We start from the raw sequence: 24778 nt of genomic DNA on the forward strand, positions 1-24778 counted from the left end.
TCAATCAAGCCGATGCCGCTTCGCGGCACGGCTTATTTCAGGCGTTATGCAGCCAAATCCCAACAATTAAGGGTCTTAAAATGGTAAAAGATTGGATTCCCATCTCTCATGATAATTACAAGCAGGTGCAAGGACCGTTCTATCATGGAACCAAAGCCAATTTGGCGATTGGTGACTTGCTAACCACAGGGTTCATCTCTCATTTCGAGGACGGTCGTATTCTTAAGCACATCTACTTTTCAGCCTTGATGGAGCCAGCAGTTTGGGGAGCTGAACTTGCTATGTCACTGTCTGGCCTCGAGGGTCGCGGCTACATATACATAGTTGAGCCAACAGGACCGTTCGAAGACGATCCGAATCTTACGAACAAAAGATTTCCCGGTAATCCAACACAGTCCTATAGAACCTGCGAACCCTTGAGAATTGTTGGCGTTGTTGAAGACTGGGAGGGGCATCCTGTTGAATTAATAAGGGGAATGTTGGATTCGTTGGAGGACTTAAAGCGCCGTGGTTTACACGTCATTGAAGACTAGTCCTTTGCATAACAAAGCCATCAAACCGGACGCCAGAGATTCCGCGCCTGTTGCGCATGGCTTCGCCATTTTATGCGCAATAGGCGCGCCACCCTGTCGCCGTTTATGGCGGCGTTAGATGCACTAAGCACATAATTGCTCACAGCCAAACTATCAGGTCAAGTCTGCTTTTATTATTTTTAAGCGTGCATAATAAGCCCTACACAAATTGGGAGATATATCATGAAAGGCTGGCTTTTTCTTGTTATCGCAATAGTTGGCGAAGTAATCGCAACATCCGCATTAAAATCTAGCGAGGGCTTTACTAAGCTTGCCCCTTCCGCCGTTGTCATAATCGGTTATGGCATCGCATTTTATTTTCTTTCTCTGGTTCTGAAATCCATCCCTGTCGGTGTTGCTTATGCAGTCTGGTCGGGACTCGGCGTCGTCATAATTACAGCCATTGCCTGGTTGCTTCATGGGCAAAAGCTTGATGCGTGGGGCTTTGTAGGTATGGGGCTCATAATTGCTGCCTTTTTGCTCGCCCGATCCCCATCGTGGAAGTCGCTGCGGAGGCCGACGCCATGGTGACGGTGTTCGGCATTCTGAATCTCACCGAGGACTCCTTCTTCGATGAGAGCCGGCGGCTAGACCCCGCCGGCGCTGTCACCGCGGCGATCGAAATGCTGCGAGTCGGATCAGACGTCGTGGATGTCGGACCGGCCGCCAGCCATCCGGACGCGAGGCCTGTATCGCCGGCCGATGAGATCAGACGTATTGCGCCGCTCTTAGACGCCCTGTCCGATCAGATGCACCGTGTTTCAATCGACAGCTTCCAACCGGAAACCCAGCGCTATGCGCTCAAGCGCGGCGTGGGCTACCTGAACGATATCCAAGGATTTCCTGACCCTGCGCTCTATCCCGATATTGCTGAGGCGGACTGCAGGCTGGTGGTTATGCACTCAGCGCAGCGGGATGGCATCGCCACCCGCACCGGTCACCTTCGACCCGAAGACGCGCTCGACGAGATTGTGCGGTTCTTCGAGGCGCGGGTTTCCGCCTTGCGACGGAGCGGGGTCGCTGCCGACCGGCTCATCCTCGATCCGGGGATGGGATTTTTCTTGAGCCCCGCACCGGAAACATCGCTGCACGTGCTGTCGAACCTTCAAAAGCTGAAGTCGGCGTTGGGGCTTCCGCTATTGGTCTCGGTGTCGCGGAAATCCTTCTTGGGCGCCACCGTTGGCCTTCCTGTAAAGGATCTGGGTCCAGCGAGCCTTGCGGCGGAACTTCACGCGATCGGCAATGGCGCTGACTACGTCCGCACCCACGCGCCTGGAGATCTGCGAAGCGCAATCACCTTCTCGGAAACCCTCGCGAAATTTCGCAGTCGCGACGCCAGAGACCGAGGGTTAGATCATGCCTAGCATTCACCTTCCGGCCGCCCGCTAGCGGACCCTGGTCAGGTTCCGCGAAGGTGGGCGCAGACATGCTGGGCTCGTCAGGATCAAACTGCACTATGAGGCGGCGGTTCATACCGCGCCAGGGGAGCGAATGGACAGCGAGGAGCCTCCGAACGTTCGGGTCGCCTGCTCGGGTGATATCGACGAGGTTGTGCGGCTGATGCACGACGCTGCGGCGTGGATGTCCGCCAAGGGAACGCCCGCCTGGGACGTCGCGCGGATCGACCGGACATTCGCGGAGACCTTCGTCCTGAGATCCGAGCTCCTAGTCGCGAGTTGCAGCGACGGCATCGTCGGCTGTTGCACCTTGTCGGCCGAGGATCCCGAGTTCTGGCCCGACGCCCTCAAGGGGGAGGCCGCATATCTGCACAAGCTCGCGGTGCGACGGACACATGCGGGCCGGGGTGTCAGCTCCGCGCTGATCGAGGCTTGCCGCCATGCCGCGCGAACGCAGGGGTGCGCCAAGCTGCGGCTCGACTGCCACCCGAACCTGCGTGGCCTATACGAGCGGCTCGGATTCACCCACGTCGACACTTTCAATCCCGGCTGGGATCCAACCTTCATCGCAGAACGCCTAGAACTCGAAATCTAACGTCCGTTCGGGCATCGAGGTCCATGTCGGGGTGGGACGGGCCCGTGGCTTCAAGATCACTTGCAGTCCGACCGCGATGTCTTGGTTGCGCGAGAGGTTGTCGACAGGCCATGCTGAGTGTGCGATGGTTGATCGCTTCCTCGCCGCTCTCCACGGCGACGATGGCCGCCGCCATCAGCAAGTGCGCCAGTTCCCCTATGGTGCCCTCGCTGCGTGTGAGCAGGTAGCGAGCCATGTCCAGCGTGGCAATTGGGGAAGGCCGGCGCAGCGGGAGCGAAGCGGCGAAGCTGGCCAGCAGTGAGCAGCAATCGTCGTTGGCCTCCCATACCGGCAGCATCATCGGCTCGAAGCGATTTTCCAACTGGTCATCGGAGCGGATGGCTAGGTAGGCGTCGCGCGTGCCTACCCCAACCAACGGGATGCGCAGTTCGTTGCCGAGGAAGCGCAGCAGGTTGAGGAATTCCCGGCGGTTGACGCTGTTGCCGGCCAGCACGTTGTGCAGCTCGTCGATCACCAGCATGCGCACGCCGACCTTGCGCAGCAGTGCCAGAGCCAGTTGCTCCATTTCCGGCAACCGTGGGCGTGGGCGCAGCGGCGCGCCCATCGCGGCGAGCAGCGCGACGTAGAAGCGGATCACGGACGGCTCGGACGGCATCTGCACGACCAACACCGGGATGTGCTCCTGGTCGGCGTCGGAGCTGGCCGGGTGGGTGCGGCGGAACTTCTCGACGATCATCGACTTGCCATTGTTGGTCGGGCCAACCAGCAGCAGGTTGGGCATGCGTTGCTTGTTTGGCCACGCATAAAGGGCTTCCAGCCGGTTCAGCGCCTCGACTGCGCGCGGATAGCCGATCCAGCGGTCGGCGCGAAGGCGCTGGATGCGCTCGTCCGCCGGAAGACGGGCCAAGCCCTGGGCCGCCGGCAGCAGGTGGGACAGGTCGATGATGGGATATTCGTCCACGGCTACCACTCCTCAATCTGGTCGAACGGTTTGGCGGGTGGCAAGTTGTCTGCCTGCGGGTCGGCAATATCCGTATCCGGCGGAACGGGCTTGTCCGGCCGAGCTGATGTCTTGAGGTGCTGGCGGCGATCCGCGTCACGCCGCGCCTTGCGTGTGGCCTTCTGCGCGCTGGTCACAATCTCACGCATCTGGCCGATCATGCGGAACAGCGCCGACTCATCCACCTGTTCGCGCCCTTGCTGCCGCAGTTTCGCCAGCGCCTGCCGTTGTTCCCAGAGGGTGACAGCCGGATGCGACAAGGTACGGTAGGGAATTTCCAGGTAATGCTGTCCCTCCGGTTCCAGGACCCAGATACGGCTGATGTCGCGCGGATCGCGCCGGATCAGAAAGGACGGCCAGCGTTCACGCCGCGCAATCCACGGCTTGAGCGCATCGGCGGGCACTGTTGCAAAGTTAGCGATGAGGCAGCCTTTTGTCTTATTCAAAGGCCTTACATTTCAAAAACTCTGCTTACCAGGCGCATTTCGCCCAGGGGATCACCATAATAAAATGCTGAGGCCTGGCCTTTGCGTAGTGCACGCATCACCTCAATACCTTTGATGGTGGCGTAAGCCGTCTTCATGGATTTAAATCCCAGCGTGGCGCCGATTATCCGTTTCAGTTTGCCATGATCGCATTCAATCACGTTGTTCCGGTACTTAATCTGTCGGTGTTCAACGTCAGACGGGCACCGGCCTTCGCGTTTGAGCAGAGCAAGCGCGCGACCATAGGCGGGCGCTTTATCCGTGTTGATGAATCGCGGGATCTGCCACTTCTTCACGTTGTTGAGGATTTTACCCAGAAACCGGTATGCAGCTTTGCTGTTACGACGGGAGGAGAGATAAAAATCGACAGTGCGGCCCCGGCTGTCGACGGCCCGGTACAGATACGCCCAGCGGCCATTGACCTTCACGTAGGTTTCATCCATGTGCCACGGGCAAAGATCGGAAGGGTTACGCCAGTACCAGCGCAGCCGTTTTTCCATTTCAGGCGCATAACGCTGAACCCAGCGGTAAATCGTGGAGTGATCGACATTCACTCCGCGTTCAGCCAGCATCTCCTGCAGCTCACGGTAACTGATGCCGTATTTGCAGTACCAGCGTACGGCCCACAGAATGATGTCACGCTGAAAATGCCGGCCTTTGAATGGGTTCATGTGCAGCTCCATCAGCAAAAGGGGATGATAAGTTTATCACCACCGACTATTTGCAACAGTGCCTTCAAACCAGTGACAGCATTACTCATTCAATCTTGGAACTCATCAACAATATGTTGATTGATCTTCTGGCAACAATGGCCCGCCTAGACAATGAGAAACGTATAGAACGTATTAAGCAGGGCCTGGCACGTTCGGGTTACAAACCAACAGGCAAGAAGGCAAATGAGGCTAAACATAAACGAATAAAAGAATTGCTAGTAGTTGGCAATATGACTAAGGAAGAAATTGCCAAAGCAGTGAATTGTGGAGTTGCAACTGTCTATCGAGTTGCTAAAGTTATCTAAAAGAGGCTTATCTCAACGCGCCCCCAATGGGGCACCGCTGCATTCAGGTTACTTCACATAAGAAATTTTATGTTAAATGATTGTTAGAAATGCCCCTTGATCGAGGCATTTTCTATAAAGAATACTAAAAACTAATTAAAGCCAACCAAGTTTCAAAACAAGGCAGTTCTCAGCAATCATATTTTTAAATTATATAACTCCCAACTGAGCTTTTGCTCCAACGATAAGGCTTTCATTTTGAGTTTCTAAGGCAAATAAACCATACATCAAAGGAGAGGCCGCTGCTCTTTCTAAAGTCTGTTCATATAGTTTATTCCAAACTTTACCCCCTAGTTTTTCATACTCGATGATTAGAGTTTTGAGGCTTTCTTCTCCAAACAAAGTTACATGCCCAGCAAAATCAATCGCTGGGTCATCTATATGGGCTGTTGACCAATCAATAACGCCTGAAACAGCTCCATCCTTTGAAGCTAGTACATGCCCAGCATATAAATCGCCATGTATAAATTGGGTGAAATCTGCCCATAGAACATCATTATCCAACCATTTTCTGTAGCGGGTTTCCAATTGCTCACTTATACCAATTTCAGATTTTACTAACTGCAAATTGTTTGCTATTTCAGGTCTTAAATCTGAAGGTTTCATAATTTTCAAATCATTTTCCCGAACTTCTTTTTCAGGAATACTATGGATTTCAAATAAGGTTTTTGCCAAAGATGTTATGTATTTCGGGCTATCTTTGTCCATATTCCAAATTATTTCATAGGTTTCAGCATCCAAATTTAAAACAGGATTATCTTTAAGTATGGGATAAGCCACTAATTCTGTAGATGAAATTCTCCAATCAGGAACCTCTACAGAAAGATGTTTTTTTACCAATTCTAAAATGCGTTTTTCTTTCTTGATTTGTTCCCTCATGCCATCACGACGAGGAATACGCAGCAACCATTGTTGCCCCTTTGTATCAAGAGCAAAAACGACCTTAAAATCAATGCCCATTTCATTGAAATTCATTTTGTCCGTAAGCAACAAGCCGTGTGCTTCAGCAAGTGATTGAATATCTTGAATTGTCATTTTTAATTTCCTTTAAAGAGTTCAATAATTAATGTTCGGATTAGATTGGCTATCATTAACAATCTCTCTCAAAAGTCTTGATGATTTTGTGGTCTTTGATCTCGTAGATAATGTCAGCAATATTATCGACCAATTGCTTGTCATGAGATACGAAGATAATAGTTCCTGCATAGGACTTCATCATTGTTTCTAATGCGGCAATACTTTTTAGGTCAAGATAGTTTCCTGGTTCATCCATAAGCAAAATATTATATTTTCCTAAAAGCATTTTGGATAAAAGCAGTTTGATGATTTCACCTCCCGATAAGTCGGATAAGTTTTTTTGAATATCATTCGCTCCGATCCCCATTGAAGCCAATACTGCACGAATTTCCGCAACTGTGTACTCGCACTCTTCCTGCATAAAGGAGAGCACAGATTTATGCGTGTTAAATTTATATCCTGTTTGTGTAAAGTAGCCAATTTCAGCTTTTGGAGATATGGTTAATCCATCAGCACGTTCTGATATCATTTTTAACAAGGACGTTTTCCCTGTTCCATTCGATCCAGTTATAGCGACTTTAGCGCCAAGCGGTATTATAAAGTTAGCGTCATCAAAGATAGTACGGCTACCAAATTTTAAGCTCAGACCATCTGCCGTAATCGGGAACTTATTGTGCAGTTCTAGGGCTGAACTTTGACGAAAACGAATAGAACGCAAATGCTCTGGTGCTTGAATATCTTCTAATGCAGCCAAACGCTTTTCCATACTCTTAGCTGCCTGATACAGTTTTCTTTGCTTGGTGCCAGTCATTTTTGCATGCCCAAGTCGTCCAGCACTTTCGGTAGAGTTTTTGGATTTTTCTCCTTTTTTCTTATTGTCTAATCGATTAGCTTGCTGGCGTTTTTCTTGCACAGCAGATTCTAATCGCTCCCGTTCCTTCATCATCAGCTCATATTCTACGGCTTGGTGTTGTCGCTCTTCTTCTTTTTGACGCAAGTAATCCGAGTAACCACCCCAATATTCCGTAATTTTACCGTCTTTTAACTCCCATATCTTGTCTACAACCATATCAAGAAAATATCGGTCATGACTGATAACAAGTAATGCTCCATCAAATGCTTTAAGTTGACCAATAAGTAGATCTATTCCATTGAGATCAAGGTGGCTGGTTGGTTCATCCGCTAGAATGCCATGTACTTGTTGGGAAAATGCGGCAGCAATTTTTGCACGAGTTTCCTCTCCGCCACTCATTGTGTCGTTTTGTACATTGGAAACACCAAGGCGAGATAACATTGCCCGGTCTTCGACCGTTTCTATTTCGATTCCGCCCAGTTGGCTGATATGTGCAAAATCACCAAAACGCTGTAATGTCGCTTCGGCTAAAACAATTTCGCCATTAAGTACTTTGAGTAAACTACTCTTTCCTGCTCCGTTATCACCCACAAGACCAATACGGTCATAAGAGTGAATTTCCAATTCATCAATATCCAAAACATCACGCCCAGCATAATCCAAGCGTATGTTTCTCGCTTTAATAATTAAACTCATTTTTATTTACTCCTGTTTAGCTCTTGAAATTTTTTATGCAGCAAACAGGATTTAGGTGAAAACAAAAGCTAGCATCACAGTGTCCTCCCAAAAAAAAAGCTATTCATCCACAGGGTGGACAAATAGCTAGTCAATTAAGTTATAACTGGAAACTATGCACTAAAAGCATACTTATAAATTAAGCATACTTTTACTTTATATATCCGCATATATTCTTAAAGACACAACAAAAGCCCACCATTATAAAATAGTGTCACTATGCAAATAGTTGTGTCTTAACGAATGCGGATAGAATGCATAAACTTACCTAAAAAATAAAATTCAGTTTTATGATAACTTTACTGTTAAAAGAAGTCTAGACAACCTTGTTTTATGCTTGGATATAAGGCTTATTTTAGGCACTGTTGCAAAGTTAGCGATGAGGCAGCCTTTTGTCTTATTCAAAGGCCTTACATTTCAAAAACTCTGCTTACCAGGCGCATTTCGCCCAGGGGATCACCATAATAAAATGCTGAGGCCTGGCCTTTGCGTAGTGCACGCATCACCTCAATACCTTTGATGGTGGCGTAAGCCGTCTTCATGGATTTAAATCCCAGCGTGGCGCCGATTATCCGTTTCAGTTTGCCATGATCGCATTCAATCACGTTGTTCCGGTACTTAATCTGTCGGTGTTCAACGTCAGACGGGCACCGGCCTTCGCGTTTGAGCAGAGCAAGCGCGCGACCATAGGCGGGCGCTTTATCCGTGTTGATGAATCGCGGGATCTGCCACTTCTTCACGTTGTTGAGGATTTTACCCAGAAACCGGTATGCAGCTTTGCTGTTACGACGGGAGGAGAGATAAAAATCGACAGTGCGGCCCCGGCTGTCGACGGCCCGGTACAGATACGCCCAGCGGCCATTGACCTTCACGTAGGTTTCATCCATGTGCCACGGGCAAAGATCGGAAGGGTTACGCCAGTACCAGCGCAGCCGTTTTTCCATTTCAGGCGCATAACGCTGAACCCAGCGGTAAATCGTGGAGTGATCGACATTCACTCCGCGTTCAGCCAGCATCTCCTGCAGCTCACGGTAACTGATGCCGTATTTGCAGTACCAGCGTACGGCCCACAGAATGATGTCACGCTGAAAATGCCGGCCTTTGAATGGGTTCATGTGCAGCTCCATCAGCAAAAGGGGATGATAAGTTTATCACCACCGACTATTTGCAACAGTGCCTATTTTTTATAGAGAAAAGTGACATCACGCCCCTCTTGGGGCGGTTTATGAATAGAAAAACAGTTACTTATATCAAATACTGTCTTTTAACGTTCTGGCTTTTTGATGTAGCTCGTTAAATGATTTGTCTTCATTCAAAAGATAGATCACAATATTTCTTAAATATTTCACTTTAACATATTCGGAGTAATCATATAATGACTTAATAAAAACACAATCCTTCATTGTTGTTTTATATTTCAATTCATTTTTTTCTATAACCAAATTAGATCCACAAAAATAATATGATAAAAAACCATGAAACAATAAATTAAAGTTACTGAAAGAATCAGGCTTATTAACGGAGGAAGTAAATTCACGAAATGTATTCTCTTGTCTTTTGATAATCTTTTTGTATTCTTCCTTTTCATTAACTTCGCTCTCTGGCAAAGAAAGCATTAATTTATTAAAATAAGTAGCCCCTGTACAAGTTTCTTTATTTACCATATTCACTAGCTTATCTTTTATTAGTTGAATATCAGGGGCGCAGAATTCAGTTATAGCTTTTTGAAAAGTTTCAGCAATATCCTGGTTCTTATAAACTTTAATTTCATTTCTTAATTCGAATGGATGTGCAAATGAGCCGTCACGCAAATTTTGAAATTCACGTATTGATTTTATGCGTTTTATAAATTCAAAAATCTTCAACTCACTCTCTTCTTTAGAAATTCTTGTTTTCTCGTCTTTGACTACTTTTGTATATTTTATATGTGTTTCTGCTAATTTTTGAAATTGGATAATCAACAAACCAACGAAAGGCTCTAGCTTCATTCTTGAAACACCCTTTGGGTTAGATGATGGGCTTTTAATTCCGCCATCATTGTCAAGTAGCGCTAGGCTAGCATAAATCGAAGATATGTTAATTATGGTGTGATAAATAGAAGTTAAAGATAGGTAATAATTTAATCTGTTTTCATATTTACTAAACTCCATCAATAAGTCATTGCCTTTGTTAGACATCCTTAACAGCTCAGTTATTTGAGAAAACTTAGAGTTTGAATAATTCGCAATCATTAACTCTAATATTTCTTGTTCATCAATATTTTGCATCACTAAAATTCACCTTATTGAATTGACATGCATAATTTCACCTTAATTTGCAACAGCGCCACCATTTTTTTTATGTACTCCTCCTTGACATGCTTAATAAAGATATTTTTATTTATAAATGAACTTGAGAGGCTTTATGCTCAAAGATGCAATCCAATTCTCTTACCATTCGGTAACGTTACATCGATAGAAAGTTCACCGCCTAAAGCTTTAATGTAGCGCTTCAGAGTTGAAAGCTTCGGATCGTTATCAACATTTTCAAGCTTAGCAATAGAAGGTTGCGAAACGCCCAGTGATTGAGCTAGCTCAGTTTGAGAAAGTTTCAGTTCCTCACGAATTTTAGCTAGTGTGATTTCACGCCGGATTTCTTCTGCTCGGTCTTCAATTTTTGCCAGCGTTTCGGGGGATTGTTTTGCAAGTAGTTCATTTAAAGTGGACATGTTATTTCTCCTGCTCTAATAAGTGCGCTGCATATTCCGCATCGGCCATCTTGATTAATTTCTTGTAGAAACGGGTTTCATCTTTTCCTTTCTTATCACCGGCACATAACACAATGCCACGACGAATTGGGTCAAATGCGAAACACGCTCTAATCGGATGACCACCAACCTGAATTCGCAGTTCCTTCATGTTGGGAAACTGTGAGCCCTTCAGGGTGTCAACTTGAGGGCGTCCAAGATTGGGGCCATCCTCACGTAAAATCATTAACACTGCCAACACTTCAATCTGAGTTTCCTCATTTTGCTCTTCGAACCAAGAATCAAAGAGATCTCTCGTTAATATTTCCCACATAAATATATATAACCTCCGAGTTATAATGAATGATATAACCTGGAAGGTATATTGTCAATTTAATTAATGTCCGATATGTTATAATATTTCGGACACTTGAAATTAATAATAAAATAGTGTCTATTAAGTCGATTATTTTAATTAATAGACACTATATGTCCGATAATGAATTAGGAGACACATTTTGCGTCTTTTTGGTTACGCTAGGGTATCCACCAGCCAACAATCGCTTGACATTCAGAAAAAAGCGTTAATTGCTGCTGGGGTTGCAAAGCACCGTTTATTTACCGATAAAGAATCGGGAAGCCATATTAATCGCGAAGGATTACAGTTACTCAAAGTTAAAGTTGAGATGGGTGATATTATCCTAGTGAAAAAGTTAGACCGGCTCGGCCGAGACACCGCAGACATGATCCAACTAATAAAAGAATTTGACTCAATGGGTGTCGCTGTTCGATTTTTGGATGATGGCATAAGCACGGAAGGTTCAATGGGAAAGATGGTGGTCACCATTTTATCAGCAGTTGCTGAAGCGGAAAGACAACGAATCCTTGAACGAACAAACGAGGGGCGGCAAGAAGCATTACTCAAAGGTGTTAAATTTGGACGCAAACGGTCGGTTGACCGTGAACGAGTTTTAGAACTGAAGGCAAGCGGGTTAGGCGGTACTGTCATTGCCAAAGAAATGCAGATTGCGCGTTCAACCGTTTACAAAATTATCAATGAGAAAAGGAGTGGGATAACATAGAGAAATAGATAGCTAAATGACACAAAATAATTTTCCCCACATGAAAACATGTTATAAATGTGTAATATATGGGATTTGATTCTTATCCAATGGGTATTCAATTATCACTAATTACTTTGGAGGTTGTTTTATGGCGTTTCCCCCAAGAGCTGTTCGTCTTAATTTGTTTTTCGAAAAACTTCTAGCTCACCCCCCTGTTGCTGATCGTAAAGAGGCGCTCTCTCTGCTGGTTCGTATAATGGCAGAGGTTGAAGATTTTTATGGTCTTCCTAAAAATGATTTCACTACTCGCATGGGGGTTTTTCGTCCACAAGAAAACAATCCAAATGATTGGAAAGATCTTGATTCCGACCCTTGTTATTGGGATGACTCTCTAACAAAAACTCATCGTACTATAGTGTATAACAACGGCAGAATCATTATTAAAAATATAAAGAGTAATCCAGCTGTTGTGGTGCTAGATAAATCCGGGGCATAGAACGCTTTATATGAATATTTAGTACAGGCCAATATTTAAAATTGATTTGTGATTTGCCGTAGCATCGAGCACAAGTCAGTGCTAGTACAATTTAGATTCTACAAAGAATCTTTTGAATTGCCCCTTAAGTTTTTAATATCCAAGCTAGCGACGTCGTAAAACGAGACGCAATAAAAGGCGCTCGTTTTGTCCTGCTTTTCTCTTCGTCAACTTCCCAACCGATCGTACCATCCTCTCAATTCCGTACAATATTTCAACTATCCGTAGGAGTTGGTCTGATGGCACGCAGGAAGGTTTTATCGAATATCGTTGACCGCCTGGGTAAACAGTATTTGCCCGAGGTGGATGCAGTCAAAATCGCACTTGAGCTTGAGGCAAAACACTTGTACTTACGTGCTGCTAAGCAGTGGGGCGTTGCGATGCAGGAAAACCCCAGTCATGCCGAGTACATCGCGGCTCAACGTTTTCGCTGCATAGAACTATCCAACGCCTACCATGCCAGGCGGATCGAACTTAGCAACATTCACAACGACATTACGTCAATCCATCAGAAAGTCGAAGCGGCGTATGTACGCCTCTGTGTGAAAAGCAACTCTTGCCTGTAACAGATCTGATTTATTTCGTCACCGGGATCACTGCCCGTAAAATTTTTTTATCGCCCAAGGGCGCAACTAACACAACCAGAGAGGTTCTATGTCCACTTTACTAAAAGACTTCGTACTCATGGCGCTGCCGCACCGTGAATGGTCCTGCGAGGCCATTCATTTTCGCGTCAAGCTGTGCCCTGAGCCGGGGAAGTTGGGAAATAAAAATCACACTTACTTCATCCTGGAAGACCTATATGGATTTGACACCAATGAAACGTCGTTTGTCGTGTTCACAAAAATCCTTTTGCAGCGGTTCCCGCACCTGCCACCCAATCGTGTTCACATCCTTATCCATTGCCGAGACATGTCAAAATCTCTGGGCACCAAGGTGTTGCGGTACGATTTAATGCGCGACGAAGATCGCCAAGTCAAGTTGGATAAAAAGCCGGAAGACGTATCGGAGAAGTCGGGCTACGTCTCGATGTGTACCTTCTAACTTTCAACGTTGTATCGGAGGACCTACCTTGGCCGCACCTTATCATCGTTCTGTAGGCTCACCACTATTGATGGGCGCAAAAACCATTCAATTCGGGTCGCATAAAAAAGTGTTTTTCCCTGATTACGATCAGGCATTGATTGTTGCCACCAGCATGACGGCTGAACACCGGTTCCCGATGTGGATTTACAAGGCGCTGCACAATCACCATGCCGGATATTTAATCGCGGGTCACGGGTCGCATACACTGGAAAAACCAGATTCGGCATTACAGTCGAAGCAAATTGACCAGATGCAGTACCGAGATAAATTACCGACACTTTTGGAAAGCAATGCTGTTCGGCCAAGTGCGGTGTCGCGTATTGCCATCCGAAATAACGAGTTTTTGCAGTGCCATGCACGAGTCTCTGAAGCAGACATTATCACCTGGAGCATGATGCAGGCAGATCCGGCGCTGATTTTCAACGTCAACCCAACGAGCAGTCCCGCTGAGGCAAAAAAAATCAGCAATCGCATTAAAGCAATGCTGCAAAATGCCTTGTACTGTCAAACAGCTGTCCGCTGGCTTAACAATTATAACTTCGTGGTAGCAATGCGTTGGGCGGATGATGACGGGTTGAGCCCAAGGCATAAAGTCGAAAATGGCTGGTGGATCCTGAGTGCGCAAGAGCAGGGCTCGCACGGGGTTTCGCCCAAATGTGAAGATGTACAGAAAAAAGCAAACGACCGTTAACCGAAGAGGACAACATGAAAACTGAACAAATTGACATCAAATTGTACCTACAACGTCAAAGCTCCTGTGGGTTGTTGAAGTTCACACGTCTGATGGACTGCATCCTCACACCACCGCTTATCTCCTTCCTTATCATGGCGTTGCTGTTTTCTATCGCTCACCTGATCATCATGCCGAAAATTGTGGATGAGCTCTTATTCATCCCGTTGTGCTTCTTTACCGGGGGCTGTGTCTGCTTGCTGGCCTTTGTGCATTTGTACTATTCGTGTGTGTTTCCACGCCTGTGCCCGCTGCTGGAAGTAAGTGAAATCGAGGCGCTTTGTTCCAAAACGTTCAGCGTATACCAAGAAATGGGGTGTTCAGAGTCAATACAAAAGTCGGGTATTGATTACCTCGACACTCTGATCAGGGAAGGGATCCCAATGAATTATCGCCACCGGCGAAAAATTAACGCATTGGTCGAGGCGGATGAACGTGATTCCAAGCTGAACGCCTTGAGCCAGACATTCGAATCTGCCATTGAAAAAACAAAACGGTCGTATAGCCGCCCCTAAATATCGTAACGCTCAGACCGTCTAACACGAACGGTTTGAGCGCTCAAAGAGAGCATGATGAATATGGATAAGACAGACATTCAACTGTACCTGCAACGGCAGAGTAATAGCCGTATGCTGAAGGTCACTGTGTTTATTGAAAATATCCTCTTGTCGGCTGTGCTGACGCCAATGTTATTTTTTGTGGTCTTGTATGGCTTTACTTATTTATGTACCCATCTGGTCGGTTTCGGTGACTCAGAATTTCACCGTGTAATGGATCTGGCGGGGTACTACGCGCTGGGTTGTGGTAGCATCCTGGTCTTAACTCGTCTGTTCTTCTATGGGGCTTTGCCTAAGTTCAAGGCTCTGTTAACAGTCAGTGAAATTGAATTGCTTTATACGGTGTCTAAGGATGCCTACGACAAATTGGGCTATGGGCCAGAGGACGAGCGTCCCGCCATTGACTATCTCAATGCAGTTGTCATGTCCGGCGTGCCGATGAGCGCGGTGCATACCCGAGCCGTGGATGCCATGCTTTTCCGGGCAAAAAAAGAAAAAGACAATCACGATGCTCGCCTTAAGATGGAAAAAAATATTAATTCGCTGACTGACAGTATTGCAAAAACGGGTCTGACTCAGGATACACCTTCGTTAGAACACCCAGACCACTAACATTGCGAAAAAGGTGCTAACGTAGTCAGTGTGCTTTTAAAGACTTCGCATTTGACTAACGTCTTAACTCAGCCCCAGGGCAACTGTGTCATGAATATCAGTGAGATTTCGGGTAAAATAGCGCTGTAAACAAAAGAGAAATATAGGCAATACTTGACGTTATGAACCAAACAAAGACGACCTTAAACCAAATGAGCGCGCACCTTGCCTGGTGTGCGCTTACCGCATTGGGTATTGCCAAAAGAGATGGCCGTGCTAACGGAAATATACAAGAGCACCTTTTTCTCTTCGAATGGTTGAAGCAGGCAATGCGTCAAAAGCGTTTTCACAAGGACGTTGCCCCTGACTTGCGCTGGCTTATCAGCCAAGGTGAGAATCACCCCACCAATGCCAAGCTGAAGGAAAAGCTTCAATACTTGTACGACAGCGGGACTGGCAAGCTGACCACTCAAAACGACTTGTATCGGCTGACAACGATCTTGGGTACCCTGTCTCAAATGGGCTGGCCGTACTCACTGTTAACGGAAGTGGAATGGCTGAAGATGGACGCGGCACGATTAAATGCAAATACGGACTACCTACGGATCAGAAAAGCCTCATTAGACTCCGGTTTCAATAACGACGGCACACAAACCGACCCAGTCGAAGTGGTGTTAACAGGGAGGGTGGACAAAGTGGAGTCGCTGCTGGCTTCTTGCTGTTGGGGCCTATCCAATACGGAATTGGCGCAAAAGCCGTTTTATCACCTGCTCGCGTTACCGGATTAGCGCTAAGCGCTGCACCATTTTCACAAAAGAGAGCCTCAATAAAAGGCTCTTTTTTTGTCTTAAAACCCCCTCATTCTGCTGCCCTTTTAATTTCGTCAGTCAGTGCCTCAGGGTTAACCTGTCAGTAATACAAGCACAGGGGGCACTATGTCCAAATTTAGAGGCAGTATTACACCCGGCACCGAGTACAACGAGTCCCTTTCGCATTTCCTTGAACAGGAAGCGAGAGCGGGTCATATCTCGTTAGAGGGCATGCGCCGCGTTACCATGAAGCGTAATTTGGCCGGAACAACTGCACTGATCACGGGAATGACGATGGTGAGCGCTGGGGCCAGTTTTATAGCGATGGGTGGTGTAATGCCATTGTTGACACTGATAGGCGCAGCTTCCGCTGTGATGGTCTCAATGATCGCATTAGCGCGTTATCCTGGTGGACTGTTTTACCAAATCTCCGCGATTGAAACCCCGTTTACGCATGCAGCTTTGCTTCGGTTCGCGGCCAGTGGTGCGCCAGAAGACGTCATTCGTGAACTCATTGTACTGCTGAACAAGCAAGAACACGTCTCTTATGCACAAGTTCATGATGTGACTTGGTTCTGTAGTCGCCAGGCCAGTGGAATTGCAGAAAGCCACCTTTTCCATGACCGTTACACACTGATCCGGAATCGACTGGCTTTGGAAAGCCGGAGGGCAGGCTGATGCGGAGCTTGTTTATTCTTCCGTTTGCTGAGCTTCAACACATTGCGGCATGCGCACTGCGTTACCCGCTCATCTCTCGACGTAGTCTTTTGTGCTGCCTTAGCGTGATGTGCGTTTTCTGCCTTTGCTGGTTCTCTCTGGCCGGGTTTGAGGAAACCTCGTTGACACAGTCAACGCTATTGGGTGTCGGCTATATTTGTGGGGCTACATCCGCTATCGGTTGGGGCTTGAAAACCTCTGAAATGTCACACAATGCTCTGCGTATTGGCTTCGGTGTTTTCGCGATCATTGTTCTCTTGCTGAACATTGCGGATAACGGGTTTATTCGTGCCGTACACCTGCTTGCGGAAGGGCAATTATATTCACAGACCAACCGAGCTTCAGTGATGATGGCGCTGCGGGATATGTTACTGATTAACGCCGCTGCCAGTCTTAGCCCGTATGTCTTTTGGATCGGGTTGATGTGGATTGAGTTTCGCAACTTCCGCCATAATGCAACCTTTCGGACACATGCGCTATTGCGTATGGTCGCCAACTACAAGCTGGTGCTTTATCAGATTTTCATTGTGGCAGGGGCATCGTTGAGCCTGCTCCTATTGACCACCTGGACAGTGTTGCCGTTCATGCTTTCGCCGCTTATGACTGTCTGGGTTGCGCTATTTGTCTTCTTATCCATCTATCGCATTGAAAACGGATCCCCTCCAGAGTTTATCTTGCACGGCATTGCCACTGTAGGGCAGGTGCGCCGATGAAACTACCCTCGTCATTCTGCGCGCGCCTGCGTGTTTTCATTCAACTCGGTAAAGCGATCTGCACGAAAGGAGTGCTGAATATCATGTTTGACTCTCAATCATTTTCACCAATGGCGGATGACGCCAACCACAATCCAATTCCTACTGCGAACGTTTGTTGGCATCCCGTGGGCACCAAGGGGGAAGGGTTACCAAGCACTCCCGGCGTGTATCGCTTCCGTGTCCCGATGGAATCCAAGCCGGAGGAAACAGTTGAATTTCTGGCGCAGTTACGCTGGCGTAAACACGGTGTGCATCACGTCTTGATGCCAACCTTTGAATACGTACTGGACGATGAATTCATCACCTTGCCAGAAGGCACCCACTGGCGTCATCGCATGCCGGGTGATCCGGAAATGTTAGGTGCTACACAATTCCCGATCGCGCCAGAAATGGCAGACGGTGCAGCGGCATGCCCGTTCTGCCACCAACACCCCGTCATTGCCGGTGAAAAAATCAAAGAAGATGACGGCGATCGGTATTACACCCACATCCCCTACAAATTTAACCGATTCTGGTTCACCTGCTGCGAGTGGATAGGCAAAGCCCCGCGCCCAAGCATATCTGCACTGAAGCACGACTGGAGCCAACGTTAAGATGAAATACGCCAACCAGTATCTGGAGAAGAGCGTGCGTCCTCACTGGGCTAACGCCACTTTCACACAAAAAGTCTATCTGACGCTCTTCATGTTGTGGTTCAAAATCATGATGGCGCGAAATGGTGCGAAGCAGCAATATCGAAAACGTGGGTTACTGTCTGTTGCACTCTGGGCCAGTGCCGTCGGGTTTGTTGTGCGGGTCATCACCACTGATGTAGACAGCTGGCATTCACTGGCCGCGTTGTTCCTGTCGTGCATGATGTTATGCCTGATTGCGTTTGCAACACTTTGGACGCTATTCACAGCATTTATTCTACTGTTCAATTACACGTTAAGCTGGTGGGCTGGCTGGGTATATCCCACCAGCCATACCGAAGCTTTCATAACTATAGCGCAGGTGGAAGACGAGAACGCTCGTGCCGCTGCGCAGGCATATATCATGGCGTTTAGCCATCGCACAGTCACCCAGGTCACTATCGCGTTATCAATGATGTTTGCGGCAGATCAGGAGGTCAATGCCCAATGAGTCACTATGCTGACCACATGATTAAACACAACCGACGTTTCGGTACGCATGATGGTGTGGAATGTAGCTTTACCACTTACCTGCCTCACCAGCCTGAGTTCGCTTCGCCTGACAGCAACGATATGACGGAAGCTGAAATTGCCGCGTGCGTTGAAGCCTGGATGAAGTGGCTGCATTGGGAGGTCTATCCCGAAGTACATTTAAAACACCACGGAAAGCGTCCTGATTTTGTTGCCACGAAAGGTCCTTTTGTACAGGTCATTGAGTGCAAAAAAGCGATCGGTTTGCCGGTACTGGAACAAGCTATGGCCTGGTTCTATCCATATCGCAATAACAAGGTAGGCCTTCCCCATCTCATCTATGTGGCCTGTAAGAAGTCGTCTGCCCGCCGAGACTTTCCATTGTTACTCATGCGTCAGTGGGGTATCGGTTTGCTGGAAGTTGAGAAGTCGCCTTCACGAAAACTGCGTTATGACGGAGTCACCGAAAAGATCAGTGAAGCCCATTACTCTCTCAGGGTTCAGCTTGAACCTCGCATGGTTCCTGGCTCTCGTCATCAAGGGAAAATCTTGCGGGCTCAGCTTCACGACGATATGCGGATCGCCGTTGCGGGCACCACAGGCACGGGACAATTTATGACCGACTGGAAACGCACCATGATCCGTATTGAAACGTTGATGGGGGATGGTAAACAAAGGCATGTTGCTGAGATTGTTGACTGGTTAAACGTCAACGGTGGCTATCACTGGGCGAGCCGGAGTAGTGCGGTCAGCGGCATAAACACGTCATTGATGCGCCAAGGCTACGAATGTGAAGCCTATGGTTTTGAAGGTCGCGGCCATCGGTGGAAATTCGTTGAAGGAGTAACCCAAAAGGTCCTGAAAACTTCGTCACCCGAATGACTCGTGATTAACTCTCTACATACGAACTAACACTATCGTTGAGGTATCTCATGACATTTTGGCTGCTCAGTATTATCACACTACTGGTGCAACTCAGTTGGATTGCCATTTCTCCAGACAGCTATCATTCCTGGGCTTATATCCCTTGGATTGCTGCTGATTTGGGCATTGTCGCCTGGTACTTTTTTCGTCCCCATTCTGCGGACGTTTAATGCTGAGCGTCCTGCGTAATTTTTGTATCCTTCATCCGACCACCTGAGAGGTTGCTCATTTGCTAACGTTCATTGCTGCATTGCTGAGCATTACCTGCCTGACATTTTTGGGGCTGTCACTTATGCCTTATTTGTGCAGTCGGGCAGATGGCCTTGTCATGCGCAGGCGTGAAAAAGAGTGGTCATTTCTCTGTGGCTTAATTGCTCTGCTATCCGGCACCGGGGCCTACAAGTTGGCCGCTTACGTTTTTATGATCGGTTAGATGTTTTAAGGGGGTTACAGTGGTTTGGATTTGGGTGGGACTGGGCGCACTTTTTGGCATTATTGAGCTGTTCACATTGACTTTTTTTGGCCTATGGATGGCGCTGGCCGCGATAATTCCAGCAGCTATCACGCTGATTGCTCCTGATGTGAGTTTGCAGTGGCAGATTAGCATTTGGTGCATTGCAACGGTGTGTTGTGCGTTTTTCTGGGTGAAGTTCTCACGCAATAAGCCGAAGCGATACGTGGAAGAACCATTGATCGGCGAGGTCGGTCAATTGGCATTTGCGTTACCGGAAGGTGGGGAAAGTGTGATTTTGCTGACAAAGCCGGTTCAGGGTAACCAGCAATGGCCGTGTAAATCACAAGAGGTGCTGCCACGCGACGCTCGTGTCAGAATTGTGAGTGTTGGTAGTGGTGTTGTTTTAGTCGCCGCAGTGACTGCGGAATAACGTTGATTGGATAGGAAAAAAACATGATTGGACTTATCAGTCTTGCTGTTGTTGTTGTGTTTCTCGGTATCACGCTGTACCAGTGTGTGCGCATCGTGCCTCAGGCGGACCAATGGGTGGTCGAGCGCCTGGGTAAATACCATACGACGTTAAATCCCGGACTGAACATCCTGATCCCGTTTTTGGATAACATCGCCTACCGTATGTCGGCGAAAGATCAGATGATCGAAGTGAAAGGCATTGAAGCCATCACAAAAGATAACGCCATGACGCAGGTTAATGCGATTTGTTTCATTCGCGTCGCAGATCCGAAAAAAGCTGCCTACGGGGTTGATAACTTCAACACCGCCGTGCGTAATCTGGTCATGACCACGATCCGCAACGCCGTTGGTGGGATGGAGCTCGATGAGACGCTGACCAACCGTGACGAACTGGCCGCACGTTTACGTCAGAGTATGGACGTGCAGATGGTTGATTGGGGCCTAAGCCTGCGTACTGTGGATATTCAGGATATTACACCTTCCGACTCAATGCTGAAGTCAATGGAAAAGCAAGCTGCTGCGGTTCGTGAACGCAAAGCGACCGAAGAGCTCGCGGCCGGTAATAAAAATGCTGCCATTATGGAGGCGCAAGGCAAGAAGGAAGCCATGATCCTGGATGCAGAGGCGAAGCAGCAATCGGCTGTTCGCGAAGCTACTGCGCTGGAAACGCTGGCTAATGGGCAATTCAAAGCTTCGTCGAAATTGGCTGAAGCACTCACGATTGAGGGGGGGCGCGAAGCAATGAGTTTCCAGTTAGCGAACAACTATATTGAGACTCTCTCTGTGCTGGCAACCAGCCCTAACGCGAAAGTGGTGGCTATGCCCGCTGATTTGGCGCAAAGCGTTGGTGGTCTCATCAATGCAGGTTCCCTGATGTCTGTCGGTTCTGCTGTGTCCAAATAACCTCAATCGGCCATCACTTTGGTGGCCTTATCAGAAACGAAAGCCCGAGTCTGGTTCTCAAAATCTGTAAAACGAAACACAGACTCTGGCTCTGAAAATGGCGTAACCACATGAATAAATTAATCATTTTACCTCTGGCTTTTTTTCTGGCAGGATGTTCAACCACGTTTGGGTTATCACTTGATGAACGCTACCAATCTGCCTATGAAGAGGTGGTTACGGATCCCAGTTCTGACAACATGACTCGATATATGCAGCTGAGCAAAGAAGTCGCCGAGCGTGACATGCGAAAAGCAACTGCGGCCGCTGAATCTGCAACGCGTGAAAGCGATAAAGGCTTCACTGAATATTTCAAACAATATGGAAGCGAAAGCTTCAAGCGACAAAAAAGATAAGGACTCCCATGACTACACTAACTTCAAATGAATTCAACGCTGGCGCTCTGTGGGCTGCTTATATTTTGATGTCCACGACCCGCGACACCGCCAGTGCGGCTGAAATTTTAAGCCGCATCCCAAACCTTCATTATCTGGCAACACAAACCGCTGAGAAAGAACTCGTGTCGCTACGTGAGTTTGTCCTTAACGAATTGCCTCTGGGAACAGGGCACGGCTTTATCCGCATTGCTTACGGTGCCGAAGGTATCGGTAACGAAATCATTGATCTTCCGGCGAGCGGCGATGTCGATGAGCTGGTTGCAGCGCCTGGCGATACGCTACGATGGGTGGTGTACGGAGTCAGTGCTGACGGCGCTAAGCATGCGCTTATCTCTGCCATCGATATTCCTGATATTGCTCAAAAACATGCTGCGGAATTGGCATCACAACTCCTATAGCAATTGCGCCTCACCAGGGAATGCAATACAGTTAGCCAGCACCACTATTAAATATAAAAAAAGTGTTTTACCTCGTTAGACATAACGATCACCATGCCCGGCTTCCGGGCTTTTTTTATTTTCCTTTCCCTAAGAATGTTTCTGGAAAAGCACCCCATTTTGTCCCCCTTAAAGGTTTGTCATCTGACGCACATCCGTAAAATAAAGATGGTAATTCAGTCAACCATCAATACCAGAAGGATAGTCGTATGGCACAACGTGGTGTTAACAAAGTCATCATTGTCGGGAATCTCGGCCAAGATCCCGAACTCCGTGCAATGCAAAATGGTGGCTCTGTAGCCAATATTTCAATCGCAACATCTGAAACCTGGCGTGACAAGCAGACGGGTGAGCAACGAGAAAAAACAGAGTGGCATCGCGTTGTTTTCTTTGGAAAATTAGCCGATGTTGTTGGTGAGTACCTGCACAAAGGCTCGCAAATATATATCGAAGGACAACTTTCCACGCGTAAGTGGCAAGACCAAAGCGGCACGGATCGCTACACGACTGAGATCGTAGTCAATCCGGCTTCTGGTGGCACTATGCAAATGCTCGGTTCAGCCCCTGCCAGCGGGCAGCAACAGAACCAGCAAAACCCCCGCCAGGCAAATAATCAACCGAATAATGCACCTGGCGGCCAGCAAGGAGGATGGGGTGCTCCGCAACAAAATTCGCAACAGCACAGCCAAGGCGGTTGGGGTGCGCCAAATACCGACGACCCACCATTCTAACATCCACCATCGTTCCGTTATGCAGCCTTCCGGGCTGCATTACTGTTTCTATCTCTCGGAGTCTGACATGAACGAAATACAGGCATCACTGAATGCCATTCTCAACAACGGTAGTATCGGCCAGGCACTCAGTTACGCGGGGATTGCTGTGGCAGGCTTTGCTGTTGCGTCATTGCTGTTTCGTAGTGTGATGATGGTCATGCTGGGGGCGGTTGCTACATTCTATGTATTCTTCCTGAATACCCCTGAAGCGGCACTGGATAAGGCTACCGCAGCATCTTCCCAGCTGGTTACGCAAATGGCGCAGGCCAGTGAATGTGCGGCAGGCAAGATTGAGCATATCCGTAACATTGGTGTTGTGATCCGCAATGGTGACGTTTTAACCATTGCCGGAGATTGTGGATTGTTGCCGAGATAAGGTGTTTCGACAGCGGTTAAACCGGTGGTAGCATTCTTGTGTTACCACTTTTCACTCGCAGATATCACTGATTAAGAAATAAATTCTGCCGTAAATCAGAGAGGCTAAATTGAAAGCGTTCTTCAAAAAATTAATTTCATCGTTGTCTTGGGGAAACAAAAACAATAACACGATGGATGCCAAACAGCACCGCGATACCCTGTACCACATGCGACATGGCCGCGCGCCAGTGCATACGCATCCCGCTGATATGGAAAATCAGCATGATTGACCCAAAAACAACTAAAGCCCTGAATGAACTCGCGATGGGCGCTCAACACCATGAACATACCCTCCTGGCTGAAAATAGCCATTTAATGGAGGTTTTTATCTCGGATCCCCTGGAGAGAGGCTTTACCAAGTTCTTTTGGCGTCCCGAGTTTGGAAGCGACCGAACAAGAAGGGGAACGCTTCTTGGCTTGCGTGAGTGAGGCTTGGGCAACTCGGTATAACGCGAAAGCCCAAGAAACACTGTCAAAAAAAATCGCCGATAACAGTTCGACTGAGAATGACAACCTGTATCTGCTGACAATGTTCTATGCGCTACGCGGCCTGCTGGATAACCTGCTGCCGTTCATTGACTTACACAACTACCAACAATTTGAGCCAGAAGGCGCATTGGCACTTAACGAAATCGTTAATGGATTTGAGGCTGTCACCAATGGTGTTATCACCACTGAAAAGGTGAAGACTGACGTGTTTAGTGCTGGTGTTGAAAATGCCATCATGGCGCTGAATGAGCAAAAGCACATCCTTGCCAATAAAGGGCAAGATACCCGTGGCATTGAGCAATCCATAGGGATTATCAAAGCCTCACTACGTGGAGACAGATCGAATCCAATGCCAGGCCAACGTATCAATTAGCCCCTTGGGCGTAACAAGTGGAGAAATAACGTGAAAAACGGACAGTCTACGCACTCAATGACGACTAAAAAGCTACGCCGGAAGCTGTCCGGATACGGCCTTCGTGGTCAGTTTCTGAAACAACGGGTCCGCGATATCATCGCTGGGCCTCAATCTGGTAGTGGTGGTGATCGTGAATTTGCCTTCGGCTGGTCGCGTGACCAAATGGACAGACACATGCGGCGAGCGCTGATAGGGAAGGGCTACCGCGTGAAGTTTCAAGTCGATAATGCCGAGCGTGTAATTGATAAGCAAGCAGCTTTATTACCAGCTCGTCGTCGCAGTGTTATTTCCATTAGCCGTCGTTATTTAGGTTAGCCTTTGAACCGGCACGCCCTGTGCCGGTCTTCTTTTCCTCATTCGTCCTCGCGCCCTTTGCGGATAGTCTCTGCCAATTCAATGCCAATCTCGCTTAATGTGTACGCGACTTTTAGTGAGCGTGGGTCACGGTACTTGAGCAACAGCCTTCGCTCCACCAACGTTCTACAAGATATGCGCAAATTGGGGCGTTCTACCTCACAGGAACGGCCTTTGTTAAGGATCGAGAAGATGGCTGTGAAAGGAATTGGATTGCTGTTACGCGCCCTAATTTTAAGCAATACGTACATTACGTCTTGTTGTAACGATGAGTTCCGGTGT

General features: G+C 47.7%; 33 protein-coding genes and 2 pseudogenes. 26 read left to right on the forward strand and 9 right to left on the reverse strand.

Translation table 11 applies throughout. The annotated features are described in order from the left end of the window. Positions 1–80: 80 nt before the first annotated feature. The 4 genes from LG402_RS21040 to LG402_RS21055 all read left to right on the forward strand — a co-directional run bounded on the left by LG402_RS21040 (position 81) and on the right by LG402_RS21055 (position 2564). Positions 81–533, forward strand: coding sequence for an NAD(+)--rifampin ADP-ribosyltransferase Arr-3 (locus LG402_RS21040; protein ID WP_001749986.1), 453 nt, complete (start codon positions 81–83; stop codon positions 531–533). Between the two features lie 222 nt (positions 534–755). After that, a complete protein-coding gene (locus LG402_RS21045) occupies positions 756–1103 on the forward strand; it encodes a quaternary ammonium compound efflux SMR transporter QacE delta 1 (RefSeq protein ID WP_000679427.1) in 348 nt (115 codons plus the stop codon). Beyond that, positions 1097–1936 (forward strand): sulfonamide-resistant dihydropteroate synthase Sul1, encoded by an 840-nt coding sequence (sul1, locus tag LG402_RS21050; RefSeq protein WP_000259031.1) that lies wholly within the window; start codon positions 1097–1099, stop codon positions 1934–1936. Before LG402_RS21045 ends, sul1 begins: the two co-directional genes overlap by 7 nt. A gap of 127 nt (positions 1937–2063) precedes the next feature. Continuing rightward, positions 2064–2564 (forward strand): GNAT family N-acetyltransferase, encoded by a 501-nt coding sequence (locus tag LG402_RS21055; protein WP_000376623.1) that lies wholly within the window; start codon positions 2064–2066, stop codon positions 2562–2564. Here the strand turns inward: LG402_RS21055 and LG402_RS21060 are convergent. From LG402_RS21060 to LG402_RS21070, 3 genes and pseudogenes are all read right to left on the reverse strand, one after another. Continuing rightward, positions 2533–3525 carry a TniB family NTP-binding protein gene (locus LG402_RS21060; RefSeq protein WP_001381192.1) on the reverse strand — a complete coding sequence of 331 codons (993 nt, stop codon included), beginning with the start codon at positions 3523–3525 and terminating at the stop codon, positions 2533–2535. The genes LG402_RS21055 and LG402_RS21060 overlap by 32 nt on opposite strands. Positions 3526–3527: 2 nt before the next feature. Next, positions 3528–3962: pseudogene (locus LG402_RS21065) on the reverse strand (Mu transposase C-terminal domain-containing protein); the annotation flags it as partial. Between the two features lie 53 nt (positions 3963–4015). Continuing rightward, the gene (locus tag LG402_RS21070) at positions 4016–4720 is read right to left on the reverse strand and encodes an IS6-like element IS26 family transposase (RefSeq protein WP_001067855.1); all 705 of its coding nucleotides are present in this window, start codon (positions 4718–4720) and stop codon (positions 4016–4018) included. Positions 4721–4776: 56 nt separating this feature from the next. On the opposite strand from LG402_RS21070, the pseudogene LG402_RS21075 reads away from it, so the two are divergent. Beyond that, a pseudogene (locus tag LG402_RS21075) lies at positions 4777–5067 on the forward strand (helix-turn-helix domain-containing protein); the annotation flags it as partial. Between the two features lie 189 nt (positions 5068–5256). Here the strand turns inward: LG402_RS21075 and LG402_RS21080 are convergent. The 6 genes from LG402_RS21080 to LG402_RS21105 all read right to left on the reverse strand — a co-directional run bounded on the left by LG402_RS21080 (position 5257) and on the right by LG402_RS21105 (position 10770). After that, on the reverse strand, positions 5257–6141 hold the full coding sequence (locus LG402_RS21080; protein ID WP_000155092.1) for an Mph(E) family macrolide 2'-phosphotransferase: 885 nt from the start codon (positions 6139–6141) through the stop codon (positions 5257–5259). Positions 6142–6196: 55 nt separating this feature from the next. Continuing rightward, positions 6197–7672, reverse strand: coding sequence for an ABC-F type ribosomal protection protein Msr(E) (gene msr(E), locus LG402_RS21085; protein ID WP_000052512.1), 1476 nt, complete (start codon positions 7670–7672; stop codon positions 6197–6199). Positions 7673–8121: 449 nt separating this feature from the next. Then, positions 8122–8826 carry an IS6-like element IS26 family transposase gene (locus LG402_RS21090; protein ID WP_001067855.1) on the reverse strand — a complete coding sequence of 235 codons (705 nt, stop codon included), beginning with the start codon at positions 8824–8826 and terminating at the stop codon, positions 8122–8124. A 135-nt stretch (positions 8827–8961) separates the two neighbouring features. Continuing rightward, positions 8962–9978, reverse strand: coding sequence for a hypothetical protein (locus LG402_RS21095; RefSeq protein WP_042847391.1), 1017 nt, complete (start codon positions 9976–9978; stop codon positions 8962–8964). A gap of 140 nt (positions 9979–10118) precedes the next feature. Next, a complete protein-coding gene (locus LG402_RS21100) occupies positions 10119–10418 on the reverse strand; it encodes a helix-turn-helix domain-containing protein (protein ID WP_042847390.1) in 300 nt (99 codons plus the stop codon). Position 10419: 1 nt separating this feature from the next. Further along, positions 10420–10770 (reverse strand): type II toxin-antitoxin system RelE/ParE family toxin, encoded by a 351-nt coding sequence (locus LG402_RS21105; protein WP_042847389.1) that lies wholly within the window; start codon positions 10768–10770, stop codon positions 10420–10422. 184 nt (positions 10771–10954) lie between these two features. Here LG402_RS21105 and LG402_RS21110 point away from each other — a divergent pair, with 184 nt between their 5' ends. The 21 genes from LG402_RS21110 (at position 10955) to LG402_RS21210 (ending at position 24100) form a co-directional block, all read left to right on the forward strand. Next, positions 10955–11518, forward strand: coding sequence for a recombinase family protein (locus tag LG402_RS21110; RefSeq protein WP_227336994.1), 564 nt, complete (start codon positions 10955–10957; stop codon positions 11516–11518). 130 nt (positions 11519–11648) lie between these two features. Beyond that, entirely contained in the window at positions 11649–11996 is a 348-nt protein-coding gene (locus LG402_RS21115) for a hypothetical protein (RefSeq protein WP_042847387.1), read from the forward strand. A 278-nt stretch (positions 11997–12274) separates the two neighbouring features. Beyond that, positions 12275–12601: a PerC family transcriptional regulator gene (locus LG402_RS21120; protein ID WP_042847386.1), complete on the forward strand. Its 327-nt coding sequence runs from the start codon at positions 12275–12277 to the stop codon at positions 12599–12601. 88 nt (positions 12602–12689) lie between these two features. Beyond that, positions 12690–13079, forward strand: a complete 390-nt coding sequence (locus tag LG402_RS21125; protein WP_042847385.1) for a hypothetical protein — start codon at positions 12690–12692, stop codon at positions 13077–13079. A 28-nt stretch (positions 13080–13107) separates the two neighbouring features. Then, positions 13108–13812: a hypothetical protein gene (locus tag LG402_RS21130; RefSeq protein ID WP_042847384.1), complete on the forward strand. Its 705-nt coding sequence runs from the start codon at positions 13108–13110 to the stop codon at positions 13810–13812. A gap of 14 nt (positions 13813–13826) precedes the next feature. Then, positions 13827–14366, forward strand: coding sequence for a hypothetical protein (locus tag LG402_RS21135; protein ID WP_042847383.1), 540 nt, complete (start codon positions 13827–13829; stop codon positions 14364–14366). A gap of 63 nt (positions 14367–14429) precedes the next feature. Then, positions 14430–15020, forward strand: a complete 591-nt coding sequence (locus LG402_RS21140; RefSeq protein ID WP_166268309.1) for a hypothetical protein — start codon at positions 14430–14432, stop codon at positions 15018–15020. Positions 15021–15181: 161 nt separating this feature from the next. Further along, a complete protein-coding gene (locus LG402_RS21145; protein ID WP_042847377.1) occupies positions 15182–15787 on the forward strand; it encodes a DUF2913 family protein in 606 nt (201 codons plus the stop codon). 315 nt (positions 15788–16102) lie between these two features. Continuing rightward, a complete protein-coding gene (locus LG402_RS21150; protein WP_196738634.1) occupies positions 16103–16486 on the forward strand; it encodes a hypothetical protein in 384 nt (127 codons plus the stop codon). A 161-nt stretch (positions 16487–16647) separates the two neighbouring features. Next, on the forward strand, positions 16648–17238 hold the full coding sequence (locus tag LG402_RS21155; protein ID WP_042847373.1) for a hypothetical protein: 591 nt from the start codon (positions 16648–16650) through the stop codon (positions 17236–17238). Continuing rightward, positions 17235–17873 carry a hypothetical protein gene (locus LG402_RS21160; RefSeq protein WP_113767330.1) on the forward strand — a complete coding sequence of 213 codons (639 nt, stop codon included), beginning with the start codon at positions 17235–17237 and terminating at the stop codon, positions 17871–17873. The genes LG402_RS21155 and LG402_RS21160 overlap by 4 nt, the downstream gene beginning before the upstream one ends. A 1-nt stretch (position 17874) precedes the next feature. Beyond that, positions 17875–18402, forward strand: coding sequence for a hypothetical protein (locus tag LG402_RS21165; RefSeq protein ID WP_042847371.1), 528 nt, complete (start codon positions 17875–17877; stop codon positions 18400–18402). Then, complete coding sequence (locus LG402_RS21170; protein WP_042847368.1) at positions 18399–19304, forward strand: hypothetical protein; 906 nt, start codon at positions 18399–18401, stop codon at positions 19302–19304. Before LG402_RS21165 ends, LG402_RS21170 begins: the two co-directional genes overlap by 4 nt. Before the next feature lie 50 nt (positions 19305–19354). Further along, positions 19355–19516, forward strand: a complete 162-nt coding sequence (locus tag LG402_RS21175) for a hypothetical protein (protein ID WP_162762211.1) — start codon at positions 19355–19357, stop codon at positions 19514–19516. A 282-nt stretch (positions 19517–19798) separates the two neighbouring features. After that, positions 19799–20230 (forward strand): NfeD family protein, encoded by a 432-nt coding sequence (locus LG402_RS21180; RefSeq protein ID WP_042847366.1) that lies wholly within the window; start codon positions 19799–19801, stop codon positions 20228–20230. 23 nt (positions 20231–20253) lie between these two features. Next, positions 20254–21174, forward strand: a complete 921-nt coding sequence (locus tag LG402_RS21185) for an SPFH domain-containing protein (RefSeq protein WP_042847363.1) — start codon at positions 20254–20256, stop codon at positions 21172–21174. A gap of 110 nt (positions 21175–21284) precedes the next feature. After that, a complete protein-coding gene (locus tag LG402_RS21190; protein ID WP_042847360.1) occupies positions 21285–21569 on the forward strand; it encodes a hypothetical protein in 285 nt (94 codons plus the stop codon). An 8-nt stretch (positions 21570–21577) separates the two neighbouring features. Beyond that, complete coding sequence (locus tag LG402_RS21195; protein WP_042847357.1) at positions 21578–22009, forward strand: hypothetical protein; 432 nt, start codon at positions 21578–21580, stop codon at positions 22007–22009. A 248-nt stretch (positions 22010–22257) separates the two neighbouring features. Continuing rightward, positions 22258–22779: a single-stranded DNA-binding protein gene (gene ssb / locus LG402_RS21200; protein ID WP_052219401.1), complete on the forward strand. Its 522-nt coding sequence runs from the start codon at positions 22258–22260 to the stop codon at positions 22777–22779. Positions 22780–22846: 67 nt separating this feature from the next. Continuing rightward, positions 22847–23197 (forward strand): hypothetical protein, encoded by a 351-nt coding sequence (locus LG402_RS21205; RefSeq protein WP_042847355.1) that lies wholly within the window; start codon positions 22847–22849, stop codon positions 23195–23197. 420 nt (positions 23198–23617) lie between these two features. After that, positions 23618–24100: a hypothetical protein gene (locus tag LG402_RS21210; RefSeq protein WP_162762209.1), complete on the forward strand. Its 483-nt coding sequence runs from the start codon at positions 23618–23620 to the stop codon at positions 24098–24100. Positions 24101–24778 lie beyond the last annotated feature (678 nt).

It is taken from the genome of Proteus sp. NMG38-2 (assembly GCF_020640995.1).
Lineage (GTDB): Bacteria > Pseudomonadota > Gammaproteobacteria > Enterobacterales > Enterobacteriaceae > Proteus.

Coding starts and splice junctions, on each gene's coding strand:
- LG402_RS21040 (WP_001749986.1), top strand. CDS start 81: ATGGTAAAAGATTGGATTCCCATCTCTCATGATAATTACAAGCAGGTG.
- LG402_RS21045 (WP_000679427.1), top strand. CDS start 756: ATGAAAGGCTGGCTTTTTCTTGTTATCGCAATAGTTGGCGAAGTAATC.
- sul1 (WP_000259031.1), top strand. CDS start 1,097: ATGGTGACGGTGTTCGGCATTCTGAATCTCACCGAGGACTCCTTCTTC.
- LG402_RS21055 (WP_000376623.1), top strand. CDS start 2,064: ATGGACAGCGAGGAGCCTCCGAACGTTCGGGTCGCCTGCTCGGGTGAT.
- LG402_RS21070 (WP_001067855.1), bottom strand. CDS start 4,720: ATGAACCCATTCAAAGGCCGGCATTTTCAGCGTGACATCATTCTGTGG.
- LG402_RS21080 (WP_000155092.1), bottom strand. CDS start 6,141: ATGACAATTCAAGATATTCAATCACTTGCTGAAGCACACGGCTTGTTG.
- LG402_RS21090 (WP_001067855.1), bottom strand. CDS start 8,826: ATGAACCCATTCAAAGGCCGGCATTTTCAGCGTGACATCATTCTGTGG.
- LG402_RS21095 (WP_042847391.1), bottom strand. CDS start 9,978: ATGCAAAATATTGATGAACAAGAAATATTAGAGTTAATGATTGCGAAT.
- LG402_RS21100 (WP_042847390.1), bottom strand. CDS start 10,418: ATGTCCACTTTAAATGAACTACTTGCAAAACAATCCCCCGAAACGCTG.
- LG402_RS21105 (WP_042847389.1), bottom strand. CDS start 10,770: ATGTGGGAAATATTAACGAGAGATCTCTTTGATTCTTGGTTCGAAGAG.
- LG402_RS21115 (WP_042847387.1), top strand. CDS start 11,649: ATGGCGTTTCCCCCAAGAGCTGTTCGTCTTAATTTGTTTTTCGAAAAA.
- LG402_RS21120 (WP_042847386.1), top strand. CDS start 12,275: ATGGCACGCAGGAAGGTTTTATCGAATATCGTTGACCGCCTGGGTAAA.
- LG402_RS21125 (WP_042847385.1), top strand. CDS start 12,690: ATGTCCACTTTACTAAAAGACTTCGTACTCATGGCGCTGCCGCACCGT.
- LG402_RS21135 (WP_042847383.1), top strand. CDS start 13,827: ATGAAAACTGAACAAATTGACATCAAATTGTACCTACAACGTCAAAGC.
- LG402_RS21140 (WP_166268309.1), top strand. CDS start 14,430: ATGGATAAGACAGACATTCAACTGTACCTGCAACGGCAGAGTAATAGC.
- LG402_RS21145 (WP_042847377.1), top strand. CDS start 15,182: ATGAACCAAACAAAGACGACCTTAAACCAAATGAGCGCGCACCTTGCC.
- LG402_RS21150 (WP_196738634.1), top strand. CDS start 16,103: ATGGTGAGCGCTGGGGCCAGTTTTATAGCGATGGGTGGTGTAATGCCA.
- LG402_RS21160 (WP_113767330.1), top strand. CDS start 17,235: ATGAAACTACCCTCGTCATTCTGCGCGCGCCTGCGTGTTTTCATTCAA.
- LG402_RS21165 (WP_042847371.1), top strand. CDS start 17,875: ATGAAATACGCCAACCAGTATCTGGAGAAGAGCGTGCGTCCTCACTGG.
- LG402_RS21170 (WP_042847368.1), top strand. CDS start 18,399: ATGAGTCACTATGCTGACCACATGATTAAACACAACCGACGTTTCGGT.
- LG402_RS21175 (WP_162762211.1), top strand. CDS start 19,355: ATGACATTTTGGCTGCTCAGTATTATCACACTACTGGTGCAACTCAGT.
- LG402_RS21185 (WP_042847363.1), top strand. CDS start 20,254: ATGATTGGACTTATCAGTCTTGCTGTTGTTGTTGTGTTTCTCGGTATC.
- LG402_RS21190 (WP_042847360.1), top strand. CDS start 21,285: ATGAATAAATTAATCATTTTACCTCTGGCTTTTTTTCTGGCAGGATGT.
- LG402_RS21195 (WP_042847357.1), top strand. CDS start 21,578: ATGACTACACTAACTTCAAATGAATTCAACGCTGGCGCTCTGTGGGCT.
- ssb (WP_052219401.1), top strand. CDS start 22,258: ATGGCACAACGTGGTGTTAACAAAGTCATCATTGTCGGGAATCTCGGC.
- LG402_RS21205 (WP_042847355.1), top strand. CDS start 22,847: ATGAACGAAATACAGGCATCACTGAATGCCATTCTCAACAACGGTAGT.